Genomic DNA, 20,771 nt, shown 5'->3' on the forward strand with positions numbered 1-20,771 from the left:
AGTGATTATAATGATCTTGCTTTAAAAAGGTCTTTGTTTCGGATGGTAAGGGTAACGTGCCTGCCTCCGTTTTGTTCCTGTAACTCTAAGGTCAGCTTTTTCTTATCCGGTATGGTGGCTTTAGCGATGGCAACGATCCATTTCTGGCTGGATTTCCCTTCTAGGGTAGGTAGTGCATCCAGATATACCGGTTGGATGGGGATTTGCTGCACAGAGGACCGGCGGGCAACCTTTATATCTTGGATGTAAAGGCTGGCCCACCCCGCCTGGTAAGAAAGCCGGGAGCGGTTGACTACGCGAAATTTCAAGAAGAGCGTATTGTTATGGGCATAAATCCCTTGCAGGGACAATTTGAGTTTGAATTTACGGTTGGATGCATGCAGGAATTTTCTTCCGGTCCGTATTTTCTCCAGACCGGTTTTCAGTTCCCGTTCGTTGAGAGGGGCAACTTCGAGGTTGCCGGCAAAAGTGCCTGTTTGCAGTGCCGCTTCTCTCAGGTCATATGTAAGGGTGGAAAGTGTCGGACGCCATGATACTTTGAATGCGTAGATACTTCCATCCCCGGTAAAGACATGGAGACTGGTGGTATCGGTAAGTGGAACCGCGGCTTTCAACTTAATGACATTTACTTTTTCCGGTACTTTTTCTGCGCGCAGGTTCTCGCTCCCGCAATCTGCGTTTAACACGGTGAATGGAAAAGATATTACAGTGGTGGCTTTGTCTGTTACCTGGATGTCATAAGGCAGTAAGCTATATAGCCGGGTACGTGGCTGCATCGTCTGGGCCGCGGCATGCAAGCTGAAAATAACGATGCTCAGGAGGCAAAAAAGTAAATATTTCATGATATTTTGATTTTCAGTTAACAATGAGCTATTGCAGGAAAACCTGGTGACCGGCTTTTACAGTGACTTTTACCTGTTTTATCTTTCGGCTGAGAAGCGTTTTGAGGCTTTGTATGCCGGCGCTGGTGGCTTGGGCGGATATAGATGGATCGAGGCTGGTCATCGAAAGGGTTTGCAGCGTGTTATCCAGCCCCTTCTTGGCGGCATCACGGGTAATAGCGCCGGGGATGGAAATGCCGGTGATGCCATCGGTATCGAAAACTTCGAGCTGAACCGGTATGATGATGTTATTGTGTACGATCCGGTCCAACTGCACAATAAGCCTTTCATCAGAAATGCTACAGGTGCCGAAAACGAAGCTATTTGCGGGTATTGGTTGCCCGCCCACGTAAATATTTTCCGTTAACCGTAGTTTGATAGTGGAGCCATCCTGTACAACCTGGTCGGCATGTACCACCGCTTTGATGGCAGATTTCTGCTTTGTTACCGTTGTTGCCCGTTGTTCCAGCCCGTGGAATACGGTAGCGGGTCGCGGAATTTGTTCAGGATGCCGGTTAACCGGTATAATACGCTGGCTGGTATCCTTGTATGCCTGTCTGGCGGCGGATGGAGGTTGCTGGATGCGAAGAATTTTATCCAGCATGGCGTCCAACTGCTTCAATTCCGGGTCTTCCACGGTATCCGTTTGGAGGGCGTCCATTAGTTTTTCCAGGCGGGCGATATCGGGGGAGGTTTCCTGTGGGTTTATGGAAGGTTCCCTGTGATGGCCGGGGTTTTCTTCCTCTGCAACGTGGTTGAGTTCCTGCATAATTTTTTCCAGTTGCTCGTTTACCCTGGTTTCTTGTTGCGCCAGGCTTGGCCGGTGATTCCGTTTCCGCTTCACTGGCAGGTATTCATCCATAGGTTCCTGGGCAGGATCAGCCTGAAAGAAACTATTATTGGATTCCTTTCTTTGCTGGTTCTCTTTTTCCAGCGAATCCTTTTGCATTTGCATGTAAACTTCCAGTTTACTACGTTCCTTTTCCTTGATGTTCGGCTCCGGTAATTTGGTGTTCAGCCGGCTTAAAGTGTCCGTAGAATTTTTCAATGTGCTTCGGGATATATACTTACCGCCGAGGTTGATGATGATAATGACCGATAACACAAATAATGGCAACAGCACCAGCATCTTGCGATGCTTTTTCAGATCAACTTTCATATTTATTTGATTTATGGTTTTTCTTTCCGCATAAGGCTATCCTGCCTTTTTTTCATTTGCTGGTATTGCCTGATCAATGTTATGTCCAGGCTGTCAGGGATGACGATGGTGTTGGGCGTAGTGATGGAAGAGCGTTCGGGGATCCGTTCGGAGGTGGTGTTGGTGGTGCCAATTCCGAAAAGTCGGACTATGTGGATGGCGGCTATTGCAACACAGAATAGTAACAGGAACAACTTCTTTTGAGAGATGCTGTATTTCACGTCCTGCCGTTGCATAAACATCGTAAAGCTTTGTTGCAGCTTACCAGCCAGCACCGAAAGCCTTGTTGGCTGCTGGAGCGGAAGTACTGGTTTCTTTTTTGAAAATAACCGAAACATATTACCTGTTTGATGTACCGATGTCTTTGTTCTCAATGACCCGCCAACGTTCGATCAGCATGCCATGAGGGTTATTGTCGCTTGGCTGGGTGATCCTGATGATCCCTTCCGTTACCAGTGAGCGGGTGACGATGTTGGTAGTGCGGATGATCCGGAGTTTACCGGTGTACCTGAATTTCCATGGGGTTGTATTGAGGTCGATCTCAATATTTTCGGATTCTATTTCCTGGCTTATGCTGGCAGCGATCAATGAGGAGTAGTAACCGCTTTCCCGAAGATTGTTGTATTCACTGGCAGCCGTATTGTCCGCCAGGTAAAGTGCTTTGTTGATATGCCGCTTTATGATGATCTCATCCGGTTGTAGCGTGAAGAAGTAGAAATGAAAAGTTTTTACATGATCCCGGATTTCTATACCCCAATATTTGCCCCGTTCATCTGCAAAGGCTTCGAATATTTTTCCGTTGGCAATAACGAGTACTTTGCTGTCCTTTTCCCGGATAAGCTGCCGGGTGGCGTATATAGTGTAGGTACACAGCAGGATGCTTCCCGCGATTGCGACAATCGCTACGACGCGGGACAGCTTAAATGCTGAATCAATATTTTTGAATTGTTCAAACATGATGTTTCCTATTTCAAGCGTTACCGGAAAGTTTGTTGTAATTGTATCCGCCTTCTTTCTGGTATGGTTCAGCACTGCTGGCATCGGCCATGGATGAGGAATAGTAATCACTGCCAGGCGTGGAGCTGCTCATACTACCTGCCCCGGAGGCTGCGGCGGCAGAGCCGCCACTACCACCACCAGCACCACCAGCGGCTATACTGGCAGTGGTGAGGACTACGGAATTTGTTTTTGAAACAAGTGTGTTGGCGCCAGCGGCATGTACGATGTAATTGGCAATGCTGGGGATACTGAAATATCCTACGATACCAACTACCAGGAATACCAGGTATGCCAGGTCGGTCTGTCCGAAGCTGGGCAAACTGCCATTCTGCATGTCGGATAGATCCATCCGGAGCATGCCTTCCTGGATTTTTCCTATCATGGCGCCTAGCAAATTTGCGATGGGCAGCCATAGATAAATGTTGATATACCGGGCAATCCAGATGGGCAGTATGTGCTGGAACCCGTCATATATGGACAGGCAGAGGACAAACGGGCCCAGTATGGAAAGCAATAGGAGAATGAACGTGCGCATGGCGTCTATGCAAAGCGCTGCGGCGAAGTAGAGCAGTTGTAGCACGAAGGAAACGAAGAGCTTAATAATGATGTTCAACGAGTGGGTGACAATGGAAAGAGAGAAAGAAAGGGCTTTACCCAGGGTAAGGCCATCTTCATCACTCCCGGTTTCATCTTGTTGCTCATATTTCTGCCAGTCTTCCTGCCCGCCATGCAGTCCCCCTACAAGGTCCTGCCATTCTTCGCTGTTGGTGATGGCCTTCTCACGGCTTTCCAGCAAAACTGCAATCGGATCGTTGGAATTTTTGACCATTTCTTCCGTAGCGATGACCGTGGGCGAAAGCACGCCGTTCATAATGCCCAGAATATACGGATAGAGACTGATCACGAGCGTAATTACGAAAGGTCTGAATAAAGGAAAGAAGTCGATCGGCTCCGCTGCCGCGAGGTGCTTCCATACCCGCACGCCTATATACCATAATGCGCCAAATGCCCCGATTGCCTGTGCTACCACCAGGATGTCATCTGCAAGGGGGATCATTTCTTTGTACAGGTTATCCAGTACTGTCTGGAACTTTTTCAGTTCCCCGTTCAGCACCTGGCACTGGCCGGTAGCAGGGATACCGGCGATAAAAAATATTGCTCCCAAAAATCTCCATATCTTTTTCATACACACGTTCAGTTTGGGTTTATGAGCTGTTCAAGTTTTTGGTATTCAGTGATCTCTTTTTTCCGTTGGGCGCCCAGCAGGGTGGCTTTCTGGGAAAAGTGTCGCATGAAATCCTGTTTGTCCTTCATTTCATCATAAATCCGGTCAATGGCATTGAGCCGCTCGGCATCATTCATGCGCAGCTGGTTGGCAGTAATTACTAGTAGTAATCCTTCGAGGTTTTTTAATGATCGATCGACTAGTCCGGTGTATACGTTTTCGATATATTCCAATTCGCTGCCGGAAAACACCTGGCCCGCCCTGAACCCGGAAAGAGCGCTTTTGTATTGCCGGACGATCTCCAGTTGCAGGGTTACGATGTCCGCTACTTTTTTGTATTTCTTTACGGTGGGGCTAACTTCCAGCAGTCCGTCGAGAAATACCTGGTGAAGTGAGAAGTTGCCCTCTGAAAGATTTTTGATCGTATTGTAGCCGGTGGATACGATCTGGTACCCTTTATACATTTCCTGTAAAATGGATTTAAGCTGGTTCAGCTTCTGAATGTTGAGGATGAGTTGTTGTATCTCAAATGCCTGGGCTTTAGCGGGACAAATTGCCAACGCCATCAATGGAAACACCAGGCATAACGTAATACATAGTTTTTTCATCGCCTGTGTTTTATTGTAGTGAATAGAGTGTTTCCAGTGCGCGATGTTCGTTCCTGCTTTTCATTCGCTGCTGTGAGAGAAGCTGGCATTGGGTGTTACGGGTAGTGATCCACTGTTTTTTTTGAGAAACGGACAGGTATATTTTATCAATTCTTTCCAGCCGTTGTGCATCGCTCATTTGCAGGGTATGGTCGGTGAGCACATCGCTTAGCAGGGTCATATCATCCAGCAGTTGTTGCTGCATGTTTTGGAGCTGGCGGCGGATCAACTCTTTTTCTTCGGATATGAATGTGTTATTGGTGGAAAGCAGTTTCTTTATACTGCGGTCCTGCTGCTGGATGACCGGGATGCAGGCGAGGGTGGCTATTGTATTGGAATAGCCCTTTATACTTGGGCTTACTGTTTCCAGGCCAGTAAAGAAGGCTTTATGGAGGTCGAAATCCCCGTTCTTTATCTGGGAGATAGTGGAGAGCCCTTTGTTCACTATTTTATAGCCTTGCTTTGCATAGCCGAGGTAGATCTGTAGTTTGGCTATTTGTTGCAGCAGGTATTTTGTCTGGGTCTTTTTCTGGCTGAATATGCCCTGGGCGCGGCAGGGAATCAGCGCCGCCAGCAGGCAGCATATGCACAATATCCTTTTCATCACATTTTCAGTTTATGGTTAAAGCCGCTTTACATTTGCAGGTTGGATGGCCGGGGGATCGATGATCTTTTGTGCTGCGTGGATATTTTTTATGTTGATGAGGTATTGGTGGATGTCCGGTGCCGGAGGGATCGGGAATGCAGTTGTACCAAGGAAGGTCCGGGATATACCTCCAATCCTGGCATGGATAGATTTCAACTGCAGGGCGGTGGTGGATGGCTGGTAGTTATAATGCAGCCGGTAGTACATAGCGTCCTGCTGTGAATAGGACTTTAGTTTCCCGTTGATGATAAAGTTATGCTGCTTACCCGGCGTAGCTTCTGCTTTGTTGATGGCTGCTGCCAGATGTGCTTGCAAGTGCGAGGCGGTATAAGAACAATCTCTCAGTCTATTTATTTCCAGTTGAATGAGTTGGTGTAACTGTTCAGTCTTTTGATGATGCAGGGAGCCTGTGATACCTTCGCTCAGCAGTTTAACGCGCTGATATAATTCCTGGGAGGTCCATACATCACTTCCTAATTCAACCGGTATGGTAAGCGGCACATCATCCATCCTTGCTTCTATTTCCTTTAGAGAAATTTGTGATAATAATCCATCGTATTCGTAGGTGAAAGTGAAGAGCACTTTGTCTTTCTGCTGGTTAAAGCAGCCGAATAAATGCACCTGGAAAGGTTCTTTATCCAGCAAGGTGGAATTACTGTCCAACAGGTGCTGTACGGCTAGTTTCAAGTGTTCTTTGTAACTACCCTCAGCTTCTCCGTTGTGAAGGCGGCTTTCATCATAGCCATTCCATTTCAGCAACAGCACCTGTTCTTCAATAATGGAATCCAGTTCTTTCATACCTGTTATTGAATACCGTACAATTTTTTTACCGTTTCAATTTCAGCCTGCGACTTTGCACGCTGGAGGCTTAGCAGTTGGTTGCGCCCGTTGAATTGCCGCAGGGCTGATAGGTGCTCGTCCATGGCTTTGCTGGTCTGGCTGATCAGTTCCAGGCGTTCGGCATCGGACATTTGTATTGTGAAGGATTGCATGATGGTCAGTATGTCATCTACGCTGGAAATACTGGCTTCCAGGATGCCGCCGTACACGCTGTAGATGTATTCTTTTTCTGGTGGCGAGAAATTATTGTCCTGTGTTACCAGTTCGTAAGCCCTTTTGTATTCCTCAAAAAGCTGCTTGTAGATATTGAGGATGTCGGAGAACTGCCGGTAGTAGCTGAGAATGGCTTTCACCCGCCGCAGTTCTTCAAAATATTTTTGGTATAGTTCTTTTTGACGGTTTGTCCACTCTGAAATCTCGTTTAGTTTCAGTTTTGATAAGGTGTTCTCTATCTGTTTCTGCACGTTTTGCAGATCGATGGTACTGTTCTGTAGCTTTTGCACACCCAGGTCAATGGCACGGATCACTTTTTTGGCTACCGCTTTGATCGCTTCAACAATGACCAGTTGGGCCTTTGTTTGTTGAACACTAGTAAACATTAATCCGCTAATGAGAGATATTACTAACAAGCACTTTATTCCACTTCTCATCTCTGAATGGTTTGAATGTGATAGAACTTTACAGGAAAATATATATACAGGTGTGTTTATGCTACGGCACCGCGAATCTCACTTGCCAGCATGGCCACACCCTTTTGTATGCTGCCATACCGCCGGGCGTATTCTTGCACCTTCATCTTTTCTTTTTCTTCGGTGGTATAAGTGAGGTATTCTTCCAGGCTAACTTCCGTTCGATAAACCTTGGAAAGCACGCCGCCGAGGCCAATGAATACTTCCTTGTATTTTTTGGTAGGGTCGTTGGCTTTGTTCATGGACATGATCAGGGTCTTTTCCTTATCAGTTAACCCGAGCAGTTCCTGGATACGGTCGAATTTGTTGATGTACTTGGTTTGATCGAGCAGAATTTTGCAGTCGCTGTTATTGATGATGGCATCTTTGATAACGGGGCTGCTGATAATGTCGTCCACCTCTTGGGTTACTACTATCGCCTCTCCAAAGTGTTTGCGGACGGTTTTGAATAAATACTTTATATATTCCGCCATGCCGGCACGAGCGATGGCCTTCCATGCTTCTTCTATCAGGATGATTTTACGAATGCCTTTGAGCTTTCGCATCTTATTGATGAAGAGCTGAGAAACGATGATCGTAATTGTTGGCAGCAGAATTCCATGGTCCTTGATATTGTCCAGTTCAAATACAATGAAGGGCTGATGGAGCAAATCAAGATTTTCCGTAGCGTTGAGCAGATAATCAAACTCACCCGATTTATAGTAGGGCCGCAATACATACAGGAAGTTATCAATGTCAAAATCTTTGTCTTTGATGCCTTCTTTCCGCAGAGCCGGCAGGAAAATTTCCTTGCAGTATTCGTAAAAGGTATTGAAGCAGGGAAACAGTTCGCTGTGCGTCGCGAGGTGATCAAAATAGCCCTGCAATGCATTTGACAAAGACACATACTCCGAACGGGTAAAGGTTTCATCGTCTTTTTTCCATAAGGCTAAGAGCAGTGTTTTGATAGATTCTTTCTTCTCCGTGTCCAGCGTATCATCTTCCAGGAAGAAAGGATTGAACTTGATCGGGTCGCGTTCGGAGTACGTGAAATAATATCCGCCCACCAGGTCACACAATCCCTTATATGAGTGTCCGACGTCCACCAGCACGCAATGCGCTCCATGCTCGTAATATGAGCGTATCATGTGGTTGGTGAAAAAAGATTTCCCAGATCCAATTGGAGTGCTTACCGGGCCACCTCATGACAAAGTGGCCCGGTAAGCACCACTGGGTCCCAACACGAACTTGTTCCTGTTCGTGCAGATACCCTTTTGCATAGGTTCATCCGATATGTCTACATGCAACGGCAAACCGGTTAAGCGTTCACCCAGCCTGATACCCATTGGGCTGAGGGAGTTGCGATGCGAGGTTTCCATGTTGAAAAAGCAACTGGCCTGTTCCGCGAAAGTGTCGAAGGTTTCGTGCAGGGGCAGGTACGCGGCTCCCCCGGGAATACCGGCGAAAAAGAGCTGGGGTGTGATCACTGTTTCCTGCTTGGCACGGGCATCCATCTGGGCCAGGGAGGCGGAAATGTTGTTGCGGATCTCTTTGCTTTGATGTTTATTGTCTGTCCAGGCCAGTATGTTGAAATGCCCTTTTACGGGTAACCGTTGTTGGGAGATCGCTTCGTTCAGGAATTGGTTGACGGCTTCGCGGCTGATGCTGTTTTCCCGTGAATAAGCGGAAAGGGATTGCAGACGCAGGCGCTTACTTTCCATTTTCTTCAGCGTCAGCTGCGCATCGTCAATAATGATATACTGGTTGTATATATGATTACAATTGAGCAATTGACCGAGTGGTGCAGCGAAGGAAACGGAGAACTTCGTTTTTTCCGTGCTGTATTTGTCGTAGTTGATCCTGGGGCCGCAAAGCGCGGGAAGGTCTTCTACATCGGACAGGGTGAAAAGCTGCGTGTGCAGATCACCTATCCGAAGTTCCTCTTCAAATGAAATGTCCCTTATGATGGGTGGTTCCTGGGCATGCAGCAGGTAACAGTACCTCTCCAGTAGACCAGTATCGGTAGATGTACCTGTTAGTTCTTCAGTAGTTAGCCGGCGGGCCATTATATATGAACTATCTTCCAGTATTTTGACGAACTGGCCCACTTTGTCGAGGAAGGCATTCAGTTCCCGGTTATCTACGGTCTGGTTGGGTGCCAGGCTGGAACGAATAAGCGAGGACGACAGGGAACTGGCTGCTTTGCGGTTCCCTGGGTATTTAGTGAGATAGATGTAGCATTTGTGGTCCAGGTATGGACGTTCATTGAAAAAGCGTTCACTGCATTTGGACAGGAAGGATTTATCCGGGTGGGAAAAATCAGCCTGGTAAGCAGTTTGTTGGTACCAGTCCTGTTTATGCAAGATGGAGTGTTGCGGTAACAGGCGGATAGCCTTTACCCATGCCTGATGCAATGCCTCATAATCGCTATTGGAAAGTGTGAACAATTCCGGTAAGGATAGTTCAAATGCCAGCGTGATGTCTCCCTGGCGGGAAAGCAGGCAATCTTCTGATACTTTATAGATGGGAAGCACTTCTTCCAGTTTTTTTCCTTTCTTCTTCATGTTTCTCTTCACTTAACTGGGTAAAACAGATCCTTGAACGAGTAGTGATATGACCGGGCAGTTGTTTGCGGGCTGAATGGTTCAACAATCCATGTTCTCCATATTTCTTGCTGAATTTTTGCACGCCCGTGTAAAGTCCGACGCCGGCAGGGATGATGATACCTGCGCAGAAGTAGATCCCTATTCCAATCACGTAGAGGATGGCAAAGAGAAGGAGCAAGATTACCATACCGACAGCGAGGTAGATGATGTATTGCGCCTTGATGCCTTTTATTTCTATGCTACGGTTAATCCCCTTGTTAACCTGATAGACGGTAGCCATTGCATTAACTGATACCAAAGAATGAACGCAACGCAGTCGCTACAATCACGAGGAATATACAGGCTCCAAACCAGCTGGCGGCAGATTTGGCTGTGTCCTGGTCGCCTGAGCTCCACTTGTTATACACTTTAATGGCGCCAATCAAACCTACCACAGCTCCGATGATGTATAATAATGTAACACCTGCTTCGAAATAGTCATTCATCAACTCGGTAGCCTTTTCTATACCGGCTACCCCATCCTGCGCCCGGGCTATGGCGGTAGGCAATACTCCAGCCATCAGAAGCAGACAATATTTTCCTATTAAGCCAGTGGCTCCACACATTTTCTTTCTGCACATATTCAACCACGTTTAACTTTGAAAAAGTAAAGGCATAAAAAAGCCCGCCTGCATTCTTTCAGCACTGTTCACTTGCTCGCAGACGGGCTACGTCACCAACAATCCAACCCTACCAACGTTTTAATCCCAGAGGGATGCTAATTCACTTTTCGTAAACGCTATCCCGCAATCTCTTTCTACTGACAGGGCGATATATGTATTGATGGAATCGTAATACTCAGTTTCCTGCAGGAACTTATAGGGAGCTACGATAGACCTGATCTTGGAATTGACCTCTTCGGGGTTGGGAGGAGCAGAAGCAATATGATTAATGGTATCCTGTATTTTGTCTACTACTTTTTCTGCTTCTTTTAATAGGGCCTGGTCGGCATCGTCCAGCATTTCAAAACCTGCTTCATCTATGGTGTCCGGCTCATGTTCCAAATCCGTTTCCACTGCCGGTGGAAGCACCATGCCGGCTAAAGTGTTTCGTATAAGGGGCTGGCGCGGTAGAATATCATCACTGACATAAGGGTCTTCGGGAACATGGGCTTTTGAGAATTTTAACACCCCGGCGCGGTGCAGCCACCAATAATATAATCCCAATACTCCCACAACGACGGCAACCGCTATTTCATACATACTAACCTGAATGGGCATATACTTTTGTTTTGTGTGAAGAATTCAGTTGATTGCTGACTTGACACAAAGATGATGTTGCAGAGAAGCGATTTTTCAGAGTAGAGGGAGAGGCTCGAAGAAATAAAACAAGAAAGCCCGGCTGGACCGGGCTTTTAGTTCTGGATGATGGTAGTTATTTTCGGGGATGATAGTTTTCTATCATCCTGTCTTTTTGTTCTTTAAGTTTCATCGCCAGTTTTTGAAGGTAACTGGATTCATCCTTTTTCCGGGATAGTATTTCCTGGAAGGTCCTGGAAGGATTATCCAGCCGGATGGAAAAAAATGTTTCGAAGCAGGTGTATATCTCCTGCAGGGTTTCGTCCAGCGCACCGATCTCTTTGCAGGCTCTTGCAAATTCGATCAGGCCAACCTTGGGGCCTTTCCACTTTAATGTTTTGAGCGGTTGAGAAGGAGGCTCGTTAACCGGCTGCTCTTTCAGGAACGCTATTTCATCATCGATGTATTGTAACATGAAATGCTGTGCTGATGGTAATTCGGGATCGTACTTGAGGTGCTCGTCGTGTGTCTGTAGCTGTTTGATATGTTTTTTTATGTATGCTAAACGGGCCAGTTTGTCAGGAAGTGTTTCCAGGGAGTTTATTTCATTTTCTACGTGCATTATCATATAATTCATAAACTCTTTGCTGTTGCAGTTCATGTTGCCTAACACTTTCCTCATTTCGCAATTGTAATCTGTGTTTGTGCCCGTAGGGATACGTAGTAATTCAGTGGTTAGTGACCGGATATATTCCCAGTCTTTATAGCTGACATTTGACTTGTCCATGAATTGCTTTAACGGGACAAGCGTTACACTGAGCAGTTGAGCGGATGCAGGTGTGAATAACTGTTGCTGTAGCAGGGCAATAGAAGCCGAAAGCTCGTTCTTTGCTTTGGTAAGTTCTGGTGCCGGCATTTTCATTTCCTTGAGGATGCATGGGTGATAGTATTGCTGGATATGTGAAAGAATGGATTCAAGAATATAAACGGAACGCTCATAGAATTTTACGGCATGAGATGTATTGGGAAGCTCTGCTTCGGTGGTAGCCAGCAGTATGGTAAGTTCATTTAGTAAATGGGAGATTGAATAGAACTGTGTTTGGAGGTAGAGCTGCACCTGTTCGGGGTTCTCATAATGCAGCATATCCTGCTGGATCTCTTCGAGCAGGTATTCCTTTGATATTTCAAGATACCCTAGCCATTTATTGATTTCATCAAGCGAGCTTTGAAGGAGCAGTGGCGTATTCTGTATCTTTTCATGGATGAACTTTGGTAAAGCCTTGATCAGTTGGTGCATAGTCTTCCCCTTTATTATTTAACAATATGTCATATTGTTGGGGGAAGGGGGAATTGAAAGAACGGGTTAATCCGCAGCGGGTTTCCAATCCTTACTTGCAAAAGTAGTGATAAATTTGCCACGTTAAATTGATCCGGTTCAATATTTTGTTGGATCAAACGGCTGAAGTTTCTTCCTGAATGCTGAGATAACTGGTTATTGGCAGTATAAGTATTATATTTTTATTTTATCTCAAATTGGTTACACTGAACCATAAAAACAGGCAGCCTGTAAAGACTGCCTGTTTGAAGCTTTGCTGGTTTTGGATCACTTGGCCTTCATTTTTGCTCCTTTGCCCTGCTCTTGTTCCCCGTTTTGTGCCTTTTCCAGCAATTTTTCCGTAAGAGGAGGTATTTTCTGTTCCATTTCCTCTTTTACCGCAAATTTCCTGTTGTCTACGCCCTGGATCTTTTTTTGATCCAGTTTTATCTTTTGGCCTTCCTTATCAAACATGAGGATGGTGCCGATATTGGGCTTGGGGATAAGGGAAACGCGTTCCCTCGAGCCATCTGGCCGTTTGATGGATGTTACACCAGGTTCGCCTGCTTTCATATCACGGATCAGCGATTCTTTGTCCTGTGGGCTCATGTATGTAAGCGGAAGTTTCCCCAGCTCTATTACCAAGTTAAAGTTGGTAGTGTTGTCGTAGTAGCTGCGCAGTATGCCGTTACCGTTTTCGTCTTTCTTTGACAGATCCACTGTAGACCACCTGCCCACTTTTTCACCATCTTTCATGAATTCGCGATAAACGAAGCGCTTGTCCGGATAACTATCCATCATGTTGTACATTTCGTCCGCACTGTAGCCTTTCTGGGAAAAAAGGCTGAATGTGTGTGACTGCGGCTGCTCATTCTCCTTTGTTATCGTGGCTTTGACTGCGTTTAAGTAATACCGGTCTTCCACTTTTTCCAAGTGTAAAGAATATTCCATTTTATCCTTTCCAAAATTGCCTACCGCTTCTAGCTTTATCACATCCCCGCCTGCTTTCATTTTAGCAAGCAAAGTATCGTCAAGTGCCTGGGGGAATCCCAGTCTCGGGAGTACCTGCTCAGTGAGGTACTGATAATTGTCTGCATTCATATTTTATGTTTTACGTTAAAAAATCAATTGGTTATATACTTTTACTTTGTGTAGATGTAGCGGGAGGTTTAGGAGGTTTTTTAATGAGGTGTTTAAAGGCAGGATTGTTCCGGATTTTTTCCATTTCGGTATCAATCAGGTGGCGAACGTCGCGTTTGATCTGGAAGTAGTTTTCCATGACGGTTTGTTCATCGATGTTCCTGATCACAGGTAGTTGCTGATAGGATTGCTCTTCTTTTTTTATGGCGTCTATATCATTGATGATGCGACAGTGGAATACCTTGTTTTTGATGGGGTTCTGAGGGGTATCTGCTACGGCGCCTACAAATTCACCGCTGCTTAAATTTGAAATCCTGGAAACAGGAACAGCTGCATCCAGATTGGCGGATTTACTGACAGAAGTGTCGCTGGAGCTGATGGAGTGGGATTCTTTCTGCTGGTTGATCTTTCCGATCCGTTCGCTAAGGGATTTGGCGCTTTCCCCCAACACCTGTCCGGATATAATGTTTCCGCAGATATTGACGATCACTTCCGCGTGTTCTTTTCCGTAATCCCTTACGAGTTGCGACATATCCTGCAGCCCGACCAGAACGGCTATTTTATTGGATCTGGCAGTACTGATCAGGTCTACACTGGCAGTCAACGTGGGATATTCATCATAGATAAGCGCACAGGGATGTTGCCCTTTTTTATTAATCAGCTTGTGCATCCGTTCCACATACAGGCTCAGGACTGCGCCGTAAGTGCTTTGTTTGGCAGGATTATTTCCGACGCAAACAAGTTTCGGACTTTCTGGATTATTGATATCAAGCGTGAAATCGGAACCACTGAGCACATAATAGAGGGATGGAGAGACCAGGCGTGACAGTGATATTTTTGCGGAGGCAATTTGTCCTTCCAATTGTTCGGCGGCGCCGCGAACATAAGCGCTGATGAATGGGTTGATCAAAACTTCGATGGTGGGTTCCAACGTGAGTACCGGGAATAGTTCATCGTACTCCATCATGGAAAGCTCTATGGCATGAGGGAGGGTGCAATATTTGCCATTTTGATATTTTCTAAGGAACCAGAAGATGGCGGTTACAAAAAGGATTGGGCTCTCCACGAAGAATTCGCCTGATTGCTTTAACCAGCTACGGTTAAGTGCCAGCATCAGTGTTCTGCTGCTTTCAGTGGCATCCGTTAAATCCAGCATGGTTTCGGGGTAAAGCACATTGCAGCGATGTGTTCTGCTCAGGTCATCGAAGTTGATGATATAGAATTGTGGCTTTACCGGGTATAGGTGTGCATGTTTCAGCGCATGGTTATAAAGAATAAGCGTGAGGTCAGGGAACTTGAAATCATACAGGAAAAAACAATAGTGGCGTTGTACCAGTTGGGTGATATAGTTGCGAACGACCCAGAAGCTCTTACCTGATCCTGGCGTACCAGCCAGAATGCAGCCCCGGAAAATTTGAAGATTGATCCAGCCTTTGCGTTTCTTGCGCCGGAATACGTATTCAGTCGGGAGGTTTACGGTATCTTCAGTTTGTAAGAGCCGTTCCTCCTGTGGGAAAGATTCATTGAAGTCGTTGAAGATATCATTGCCCATCCGGTCTTTCAGGAGCCGGCTTACTTTGGTGCCGCCGGTGAGAATGAGCAAATAACCGGTACTGGTAATGATGATGTATAGGCTTGCAATTTTGGTGGGAGGAGCGCTGATAGAGAGCAGGAAGGTAGATGTGAAGAAAAATACCAGTCCAACGGAGAGGTAGAGCAAAACCGGCTGCACTGCCAGTTTATCATCTTTCTTCCCGGTAACGCCGATCAAAGAAATGGTGAGCAGCAAAAGGATAACCAGCTTGGGCTTGTAGATGCCGCTTAAGGCCGGGAATCCATTGGAAAGGTTATATATAATCTTATTGAGGATTGGAACAGATAGCTCCAGCTCTGCTACCGCGGGAAAGCATACACTGTAAAAATGTATGAGCAGCAGGAGAATACTTCCAAATCTTAGTAAATCCAGAATCTTATATAAAGCCTGGATATTTTCACCAGTTTGCATATGCACATCAATCTTTTCACTACCGGAGAAATGATCTTATCAATTACCTTTTCGCTTTTTCCTTTTTTTCTTCAAAAATTCAGGTGATATTCCACTTCCTTCATTTTCATTCACCAACAATCCTTTTAATAATTTCAATGTTAATTGCGATAAATCTACCTGTGGTTCGCTGTAGGGTTGATTTTGCTGTTTATTTTCTGTCTTGCTTTTTTGCCTGTCTTGAATAAGTTTACTTCCTAAAAGTTCGATGGGGATTTTTATATCCTGGTAGCTTAATACGGTTTTACTGAAGTGATCGATAAACCGGATGTCCAGCAACTGACCCTGTGTATCTCTTTGTATCTCGCAGCGGACTTTCCGTTTTGCCAGTATTTGTTTAAACCGGGTTTCTGTAAAACGCAGTGGCTTTTCCAGCAGGCTCTTTACGATGCCCGCGGTATGTGTGGCATACAGGTGTTTTCGCTGGAGCTCTCTTTTAAATTTCCTTTGGAGGAATTTCAAAGTAGGTTGACCATAAATGGAACTGGCTTTTACAGGAGTTCCAATTTTATTGCCATGCCAAACCCGTGAATAAACTAATCCTCCATTCTCCCGCATCCGGCTGCCGGGAATGCCCGGGTCAGCAACGATGTTGTAATCCTTCAAAATGGCGTTTAACTCATCGAGGGAAGTAAAATGGTACAGTGATGTTACTTCCATTACGATGTTGGATATTACCAGTTTGCTTTTTTGATGATCCAGTTCATCATCGAGCGAAGCTGGATACAATGGCAGGGTGACCTCTCTTTTCATCGACTCTGCCGGTATCAGGTCATATTCCCGTTCAATGTCCTTTCTTGCCGGTTCGGACTTTAGTTTCCCGATGTTGTGAATATCGATAGGCCGGCCATTTGGCCGGATGATCGAGGTAAGAATGTGAATATGCGGGTGCGCCGTATCATCATGCCGGTATACTAGGAATGGCTGGTTACCGAACCCGATCCGGTTCATGTAGTCAACCGCGATGGCCTGCAACTTTTGATCATCCAGTTTGTCGTAGGGTGAAAAGTTCAGCGACAAGTGAAGCGTATTGGTGGTAACCGTTTGGCTCCTGTTATTGAGCCGCTGGAACCTGTTCAGCTTTTCGGTAAACCCAAGAGAAGGCAGTTCACAGCCAAATCGTGAGGCCAGTAACAATTCTGCCTCCCCCCGGGAAATCTTTCGTTCATTGTAGCTGAGCGCACCGCGCACCGATTTTCCTGTTTTTATCCGGACAACCACTTCTTACACAGGCTTGAGATCAATTCCAGTAAACGGTCAATTTTCGTTTCTACTTGTTGGTATTTTTCAAATCCGATCTTCGCATAAAACCGTTTTTTATCTTCTTCCGGGTAGGTATTGAAGTGCCGGGTAATCTGGTTAAAATTGACGCCGATGGCATTTAATTCGCTGCGAAGAGTAATAAGTTCTTCCAGCAGCAGGTCTGTAGATTCATCGTGTGTATAAACCTTTACCTGGTTATTATGGATGATATCACGAACGATGCTGCTGATCGTTTGATCCTTAGTTCTTTTGGCTATGCTACTTAGTTCCTGGTACTTATCGTCCCTGATACGGGTCATAACCGGGTGTGTTAATCCCTCAGTGCCTTTTGTAGATCCTTTTCGCATAAGCATGTAAAATGATGCACGTAAATAATGCCGCCGGCTGCCCTGTTTAGGGCGTGTTGATTACAACACTACATCTTGCTGCGCGCGCACAAGGCGCGCTCAGCCCCCTGTTCCGGGGAACGGAGTTGTCGTATAGCAGGATGAACGTTTACGGGATTTGACCCTGGCTTACGGAAGGAAGCGCACGGCCTTCCTGGTAGTTTCCTCCGAAGACCGACAGGCTACGGATGCAGTCAGAATAGATAGTGAGTACCTTTTCATCCCGCAAGCTGTCAAATTCATTCTTCAGGCGTTCTTTTTCGTCATTTATTAATTTCCTGCTGGCGCCAGTTATATCATCATGTACCGCCCAGCAATCAGCGTATTTTCGGATATAATACATAAGCGAAAATTTACATTCCAGTAGATGTAGTGTTTATTTTCTTTACCGCTGGGTTCGGGTCGATGGAAGGTAGTTGTAGCAATTTGTTGGGATTAATGGTGCTGATCTGTAAAGCAGTCAGAATTTTGTTATCCTTTAGCAGCTGAGGAAAAAGTTTTTTCAGGCTGTTCACCTCATCTGCATCAAGCGACCGGCTTAATTGCCTGGAGGCGTCATATAATGACCAGGTGTCGGAGAATTTGCAGATATAATACATAGTGATTATTGTTTACTGATTGGCTTGCCGGAAAATGCCTGCGGGAATTATCTATTTAGCGTTGAATCTACAGGGCTCATGTTTAAGAAGGCTTTTGATCCAGCTTTGGGCGAATTGCTTCCAATTCTGCAAGTGTTCCCCTTTTTTATTTTTCCATTCTTTAAACTCATGAAACAGGAAAAAACATTCTGCCTCGTTCGCGGGCAATCCCCGTTGGTCGAAGTATGCTCTTACTTCCTCCACAGGTGGCGGAAAGAACATAGAATATTGGGAGGATGTTTGCATTGGTTTACATTTTTTACGTCCGTTAATATTTAGCAGTCGGTTTAGCAAATGTGCGTGTTCAGCGATTTTCAATAATGTTTCTTTGGCAAATATGTGGATGGTAGGAAGCGAAAAATCAGAGTGTAGACCGAGGCTCGGAGAAATAATTTGAAATCTACTGGGGATTATTTTGGGTTATTTTCAATGGAATACCTTAGAACTAGGTTTACTTCCACTTGTATTCAATACTGCTTCCACTGTACATTTTACAGGATTGATGATTTTTGCGATATAAATCGCAGTAGAACCACCCGTTTCGCTCATTTTCACTGTAAGTGGAATAGCGGCGTAAGGAATTGGGCGAAGGGTAATCCTCCTGGTCTTTCCGTCTGATGATGGAAAGGCCTTGGGGGATTTTTAAGGAGATCTTCTGTTTTTTACCAACATTATGTCGTTAATGGAAATATTTCGTTGCAAGGTGATGTTGGGCGCTGATAATAAAAACGTTGGGCATTATTAAACGAAATGGATTTTTAGGATTTTTTCTATTTGGTTTCTATTTGGTTTCCATTCGCGGTGCCCATTAAATTTGCACCTTTATGAACAGGTTGGCTTTAAAAAGACAAGAATCCTGATGATGATACCCATTGTGTAAGCCAGTCTGTTATAATCGTTTTTAAATTTTGGCTCCAGGTTTCTGCTTGTCCGGAAAAGTGGAAACGAGTTAAACTGGAAATGGTCGATATGCCCGGACAAGTAACGTTAGTTTTCTCGTAGAATAGGTTTTATCCCTTAGGTGGGATGTTTGTGTCCCTCACACTATCTGTTCTTAATATTCAAAATAGATATGTGGATGGCATGTGTGAGCCTATGCGTGGGAATAGGAAGTAATCATTTTTTGTTAATCATTTAAAAAAAACACCACATGAAATTCCTCAAAATGCTACCGTTTGCTGCCGTGGCTATTACGCTGGCCGGCGTTGTAATGCTCAGCGCATTTACTCCCGCAAACAAAAAAGCCGTTACCCCAAAAACAATGGCACTCGGTTGGTATCAGTTTAATGGTGATGCCACCGATGATGAGTATGATTTCTCAAACTATTCCTTATCTTCCACGCCGGTCAACGAGACACCGGATTGTGAGGGAATTGAATTAGTATGCGCCATTAGAATTAATCCAACAACAGACGTTGATCCTGTGACCGGGCAGATTAGGACTACTGCACCTGTTCATGCTGAAATTCAGCAAGCACTTGCCGGAGATGAAAACACCGAGAATGTGTGGCTAAAGGAAGAATAAATGGATGCTATTATTTTGACAGGGATAATTAGCAACAGGGTGGTCAGATGATCACCCTGTTTTTATGCTGTTATCGTTCATTTTGTGGGATTCCGGACAATTGAATTACTTTTTCGGGGATAAGGGCTACATAATCTGGAGAACCCGGCATCAGCTGATAAGTTTCCCCATTTATTATGCGTGTTAGTACCGTTTGATGTTCCAGTGTAGTATTGAGCCGTTTAAGATCTGTCCAGCGAAGGCCGCGGAAACAAAGCTCTTTTCTTCTTTCTATTAAGATTTTGTCCAATGCTTCCGTGGCTGAGGTAACGGTAGTCGGTACAAAGGAGCCAGTTTGTATACGTTGTATCAGCAGGCTGTCAAGCGAACCTATGGCACCCGTTATGGCACCTTGTCGTGCTAACCCCTCTGCCCGTACCAGGTACATTTCCGCGGTAGTAATACCGTTAAATATTGAATAGGTGGTTCGTTTTTGATAGCTGCCTTTAAAACTATAGGAATTGTCTGCATTCTGGATAAAAAAGGCTTTTTTGCGTAAATCCATCATTTTGTAGCTGCGATATAAGAAACTGTCTACCCTACTCCTGGAAGCATTAAAGATAGAAGATAGTGAAAGGGTGCTAAAAAAGAGTACTTCCGGGTTAGCACTGGGTTCAGGCATTGGACTGGATGCGGTTACCGGGAGGCTGTTAAAGTTCACTAACGTGCTTTGCAGCTGGAGACAGGAATCTGCACAGTTGACAGCTTGCGGATAGTTCTGCATGGTTAAGTAAACTCTTGCCAGCATTCCCCAGGCAGCAGCTCGGGTAGGGCGTAGGTAGAATTCCGCACGTGGAGGCAGTAAATTAACAGCCTTGCTTAGATCACTAATGATCTGTGCATATGTAGCTTCCAGTGATGCTCGCACGGAAGGCTTATTAAAATCAGGGTCCAGGCGGAGGGGCAGGCCGGGAAGGTTTAGAGCTTTCCCTGGTTCATATGCTGGGGTGTAGGCTTGGGCGAGCTCATAGAGCGCGAAAGCCCGGTAAAATAGTGCGCTGCCTTCCACCCGGTCCCGCAGCAATGTCTCATGTGTGGCGACTGGTATTTGTGGCAGGAGATCTAAGACGACATTGGTATAATAAATAGCCTGATAAGGCCTTGACCAATCCCCCAGATTGGTATTGTCTGGCAGCCATAAGTAATAATTGCGTTGCTCTGCCTGCGATAAGGCATTGAACACGTCGTTCAGTAAATAATAGTCATCGCAGGATATTTGACCAAATGCCGGGTAACCTTCATTAAAGCGCTGGCGGTTGTCCAGCAACAATGATAGATCGTTGAGGCTCGTGGGAACGCTCAGTTGCTTGTCTGGTTTGGTATCCAAAAATTTCTTGCATCCCCCTAATCCAAGGCATATGCAACATAGCAGGGAAAAGATTATTCCATAGAGCCTACTTCGTTTATTGATAAAAAGATAAATATTCATTGTAA

General features: G+C 45.5%; 20 protein-coding genes and 1 pseudogene. 1 reads left to right on the forward strand and 20 read right to left on the reverse strand.

From position 1 onward, the window contains the following. Positions 1-5: 5 nt before the first annotated feature. The 19 genes and pseudogenes from CCY01nite_RS19990 to CCY01nite_RS20080 all read right to left on the reverse strand — a co-directional run bounded on the left by CCY01nite_RS19990 (position 6) and on the right by CCY01nite_RS20080 (position 17,478). Positions 6-842 carry a DUF4138 domain-containing protein gene (locus tag CCY01nite_RS19990; RefSeq protein ID WP_146865526.1) on the reverse strand — a complete coding sequence of 279 codons (837 nt, stop codon included), beginning with the start codon at positions 840-842 and terminating at the stop codon, positions 6-8. A gap of 28 nt (positions 843-870) precedes the next feature. Further along, positions 871-2,040: a conjugative transposon protein TraM gene (gene traM, locus CCY01nite_RS19995; RefSeq protein ID WP_146865529.1), complete on the reverse strand. Its 1,170-nt coding sequence runs from the start codon at positions 2,038-2,040 to the stop codon at positions 871-873. Positions 2,041-2,051: 11 nt separating this feature from the next. Next, complete coding sequence (locus tag CCY01nite_RS20000; protein ID WP_146865531.1) at positions 2,052-2,315, reverse strand: hypothetical protein; 264 nt, start codon at positions 2,313-2,315, stop codon at positions 2,052-2,054. A gap of 103 nt (positions 2,316-2,418) precedes the next feature. Then, a complete protein-coding gene (gene traK, locus CCY01nite_RS20005) occupies positions 2,419-3,036 on the reverse strand; it encodes a conjugative transposon protein TraK (protein ID WP_146865533.1) in 618 nt (205 codons plus the stop codon). 13 nt (positions 3,037-3,049) lie between these two features. Further along, a complete protein-coding gene (traJ, locus tag CCY01nite_RS20010; RefSeq protein ID WP_146865535.1) occupies positions 3,050-4,264 on the reverse strand; it encodes a conjugative transposon protein TraJ in 1,215 nt (404 codons plus the stop codon). Between the two features lie 8 nt (positions 4,265-4,272). Continuing rightward, entirely contained in the window at positions 4,273-4,911 is a 639-nt protein-coding gene (locus CCY01nite_RS20015) for a TerB family tellurite resistance protein (RefSeq protein WP_146865537.1), read from the reverse strand. Between the two features lie 10 nt (positions 4,912-4,921). Next, positions 4,922-5,554: a hypothetical protein gene (locus CCY01nite_RS20020; protein WP_146865539.1), complete on the reverse strand. Its 633-nt coding sequence runs from the start codon at positions 5,552-5,554 to the stop codon at positions 4,922-4,924. 18 nt (positions 5,555-5,572) lie between these two features. Further along, on the reverse strand, positions 5,573-6,394 hold the full coding sequence (locus tag CCY01nite_RS20025; RefSeq protein WP_146865541.1) for a hypothetical protein: 822 nt from the start codon (positions 6,392-6,394) through the stop codon (positions 5,573-5,575). 5 nt (positions 6,395-6,399) lie between these two features. Continuing rightward, positions 6,400-7,035 (reverse strand): conjugal transfer protein TraI, encoded by a 636-nt coding sequence (locus CCY01nite_RS20030; RefSeq protein ID WP_222614453.1) that lies wholly within the window; start codon positions 7,033-7,035, stop codon positions 6,400-6,402. A 107-nt stretch (positions 7,036-7,142) separates the two neighbouring features. After that, positions 7,143-9,668: pseudogene (locus tag CCY01nite_RS27130) on the reverse strand (TraG family conjugative transposon ATPase). Continuing rightward, a complete protein-coding gene (locus tag CCY01nite_RS20040; RefSeq protein ID WP_146865545.1) occupies positions 9,622-9,990 on the reverse strand; it encodes a DUF4133 domain-containing protein in 369 nt (122 codons plus the stop codon). The pseudogene CCY01nite_RS27130 and the gene CCY01nite_RS20040 overlap by 47 nt, the downstream one beginning before the upstream one ends. Positions 9,991-9,994: 4 nt before the next feature. Further along, the gene (locus CCY01nite_RS20045) at positions 9,995-10,330 is read right to left on the reverse strand and encodes a DUF4134 domain-containing protein (RefSeq protein ID WP_443092683.1); all 336 of its coding nucleotides are present in this window, start codon (positions 10,328-10,330) and stop codon (positions 9,995-9,997) included. Between the two features lie 120 nt (positions 10,331-10,450). Then, positions 10,451-10,969: a hypothetical protein gene (locus CCY01nite_RS20050; protein WP_146865547.1), complete on the reverse strand. Its 519-nt coding sequence runs from the start codon at positions 10,967-10,969 to the stop codon at positions 10,451-10,453. Between the two features lie 154 nt (positions 10,970-11,123). Further along, positions 11,124-12,284 carry an RteC domain-containing protein gene (locus CCY01nite_RS20055; protein WP_146865549.1) on the reverse strand — a complete coding sequence of 387 codons (1,161 nt, stop codon included), beginning with the start codon at positions 12,282-12,284 and terminating at the stop codon, positions 11,124-11,126. A 306-nt stretch (positions 12,285-12,590) separates the two neighbouring features. Continuing rightward, positions 12,591-13,403: a hypothetical protein gene (locus CCY01nite_RS20060; RefSeq protein ID WP_146865552.1), complete on the reverse strand. Its 813-nt coding sequence runs from the start codon at positions 13,401-13,403 to the stop codon at positions 12,591-12,593. 31 nt (positions 13,404-13,434) lie between these two features. Beyond that, positions 13,435-15,447: a conjugal transfer protein MobC gene (gene mobC / locus CCY01nite_RS20065; protein WP_146865554.1), complete on the reverse strand. Its 2,013-nt coding sequence runs from the start codon at positions 15,445-15,447 to the stop codon at positions 13,435-13,437. A 39-nt stretch (positions 15,448-15,486) separates the two neighbouring features. Continuing rightward, the gene (locus CCY01nite_RS20070) at positions 15,487-16,677 is read right to left on the reverse strand and encodes a relaxase/mobilization nuclease domain-containing protein (protein WP_186831174.1); all 1,191 of its coding nucleotides are present in this window, start codon (positions 16,675-16,677) and stop codon (positions 15,487-15,489) included. Between the two features lie 14 nt (positions 16,678-16,691). After that, positions 16,692-17,102 (reverse strand): plasmid mobilization protein, encoded by a 411-nt coding sequence (locus CCY01nite_RS20075; protein WP_146865558.1) that lies wholly within the window; start codon positions 17,100-17,102, stop codon positions 16,692-16,694. 142 nt (positions 17,103-17,244) lie between these two features. Continuing rightward, entirely contained in the window at positions 17,245-17,478 is a 234-nt protein-coding gene (locus CCY01nite_RS20080) for a hypothetical protein (RefSeq protein ID WP_146865560.1), read from the reverse strand. Positions 17,479-18,923: 1,445 nt separating this feature from the next. Between CCY01nite_RS20080 and CCY01nite_RS20085 the strand changes: the two genes are divergently transcribed. Continuing rightward, positions 18,924-19,298 (forward strand): hypothetical protein, encoded by a 375-nt coding sequence (locus CCY01nite_RS20085; protein WP_146865562.1) that lies wholly within the window; start codon positions 18,924-18,926, stop codon positions 19,296-19,298. Between the two features lie 70 nt (positions 19,299-19,368). Here CCY01nite_RS20085 and CCY01nite_RS20090 read toward each other — a convergent pair whose 3' ends face one another. After that, a complete protein-coding gene (locus CCY01nite_RS20090; RefSeq protein WP_146865564.1) occupies positions 19,369-20,766 on the reverse strand; it encodes a RagB/SusD family nutrient uptake outer membrane protein in 1,398 nt (465 codons plus the stop codon). Positions 20,767-20,771 lie beyond the last annotated feature (5 nt).

Source organism: Chitinophaga cymbidii, from assembly GCF_007992715.1.
GTDB classification, from domain to species: Bacteria; Bacteroidota; Bacteroidia; order Chitinophagales; family Chitinophagaceae; genus Chitinophaga; species Chitinophaga cymbidii.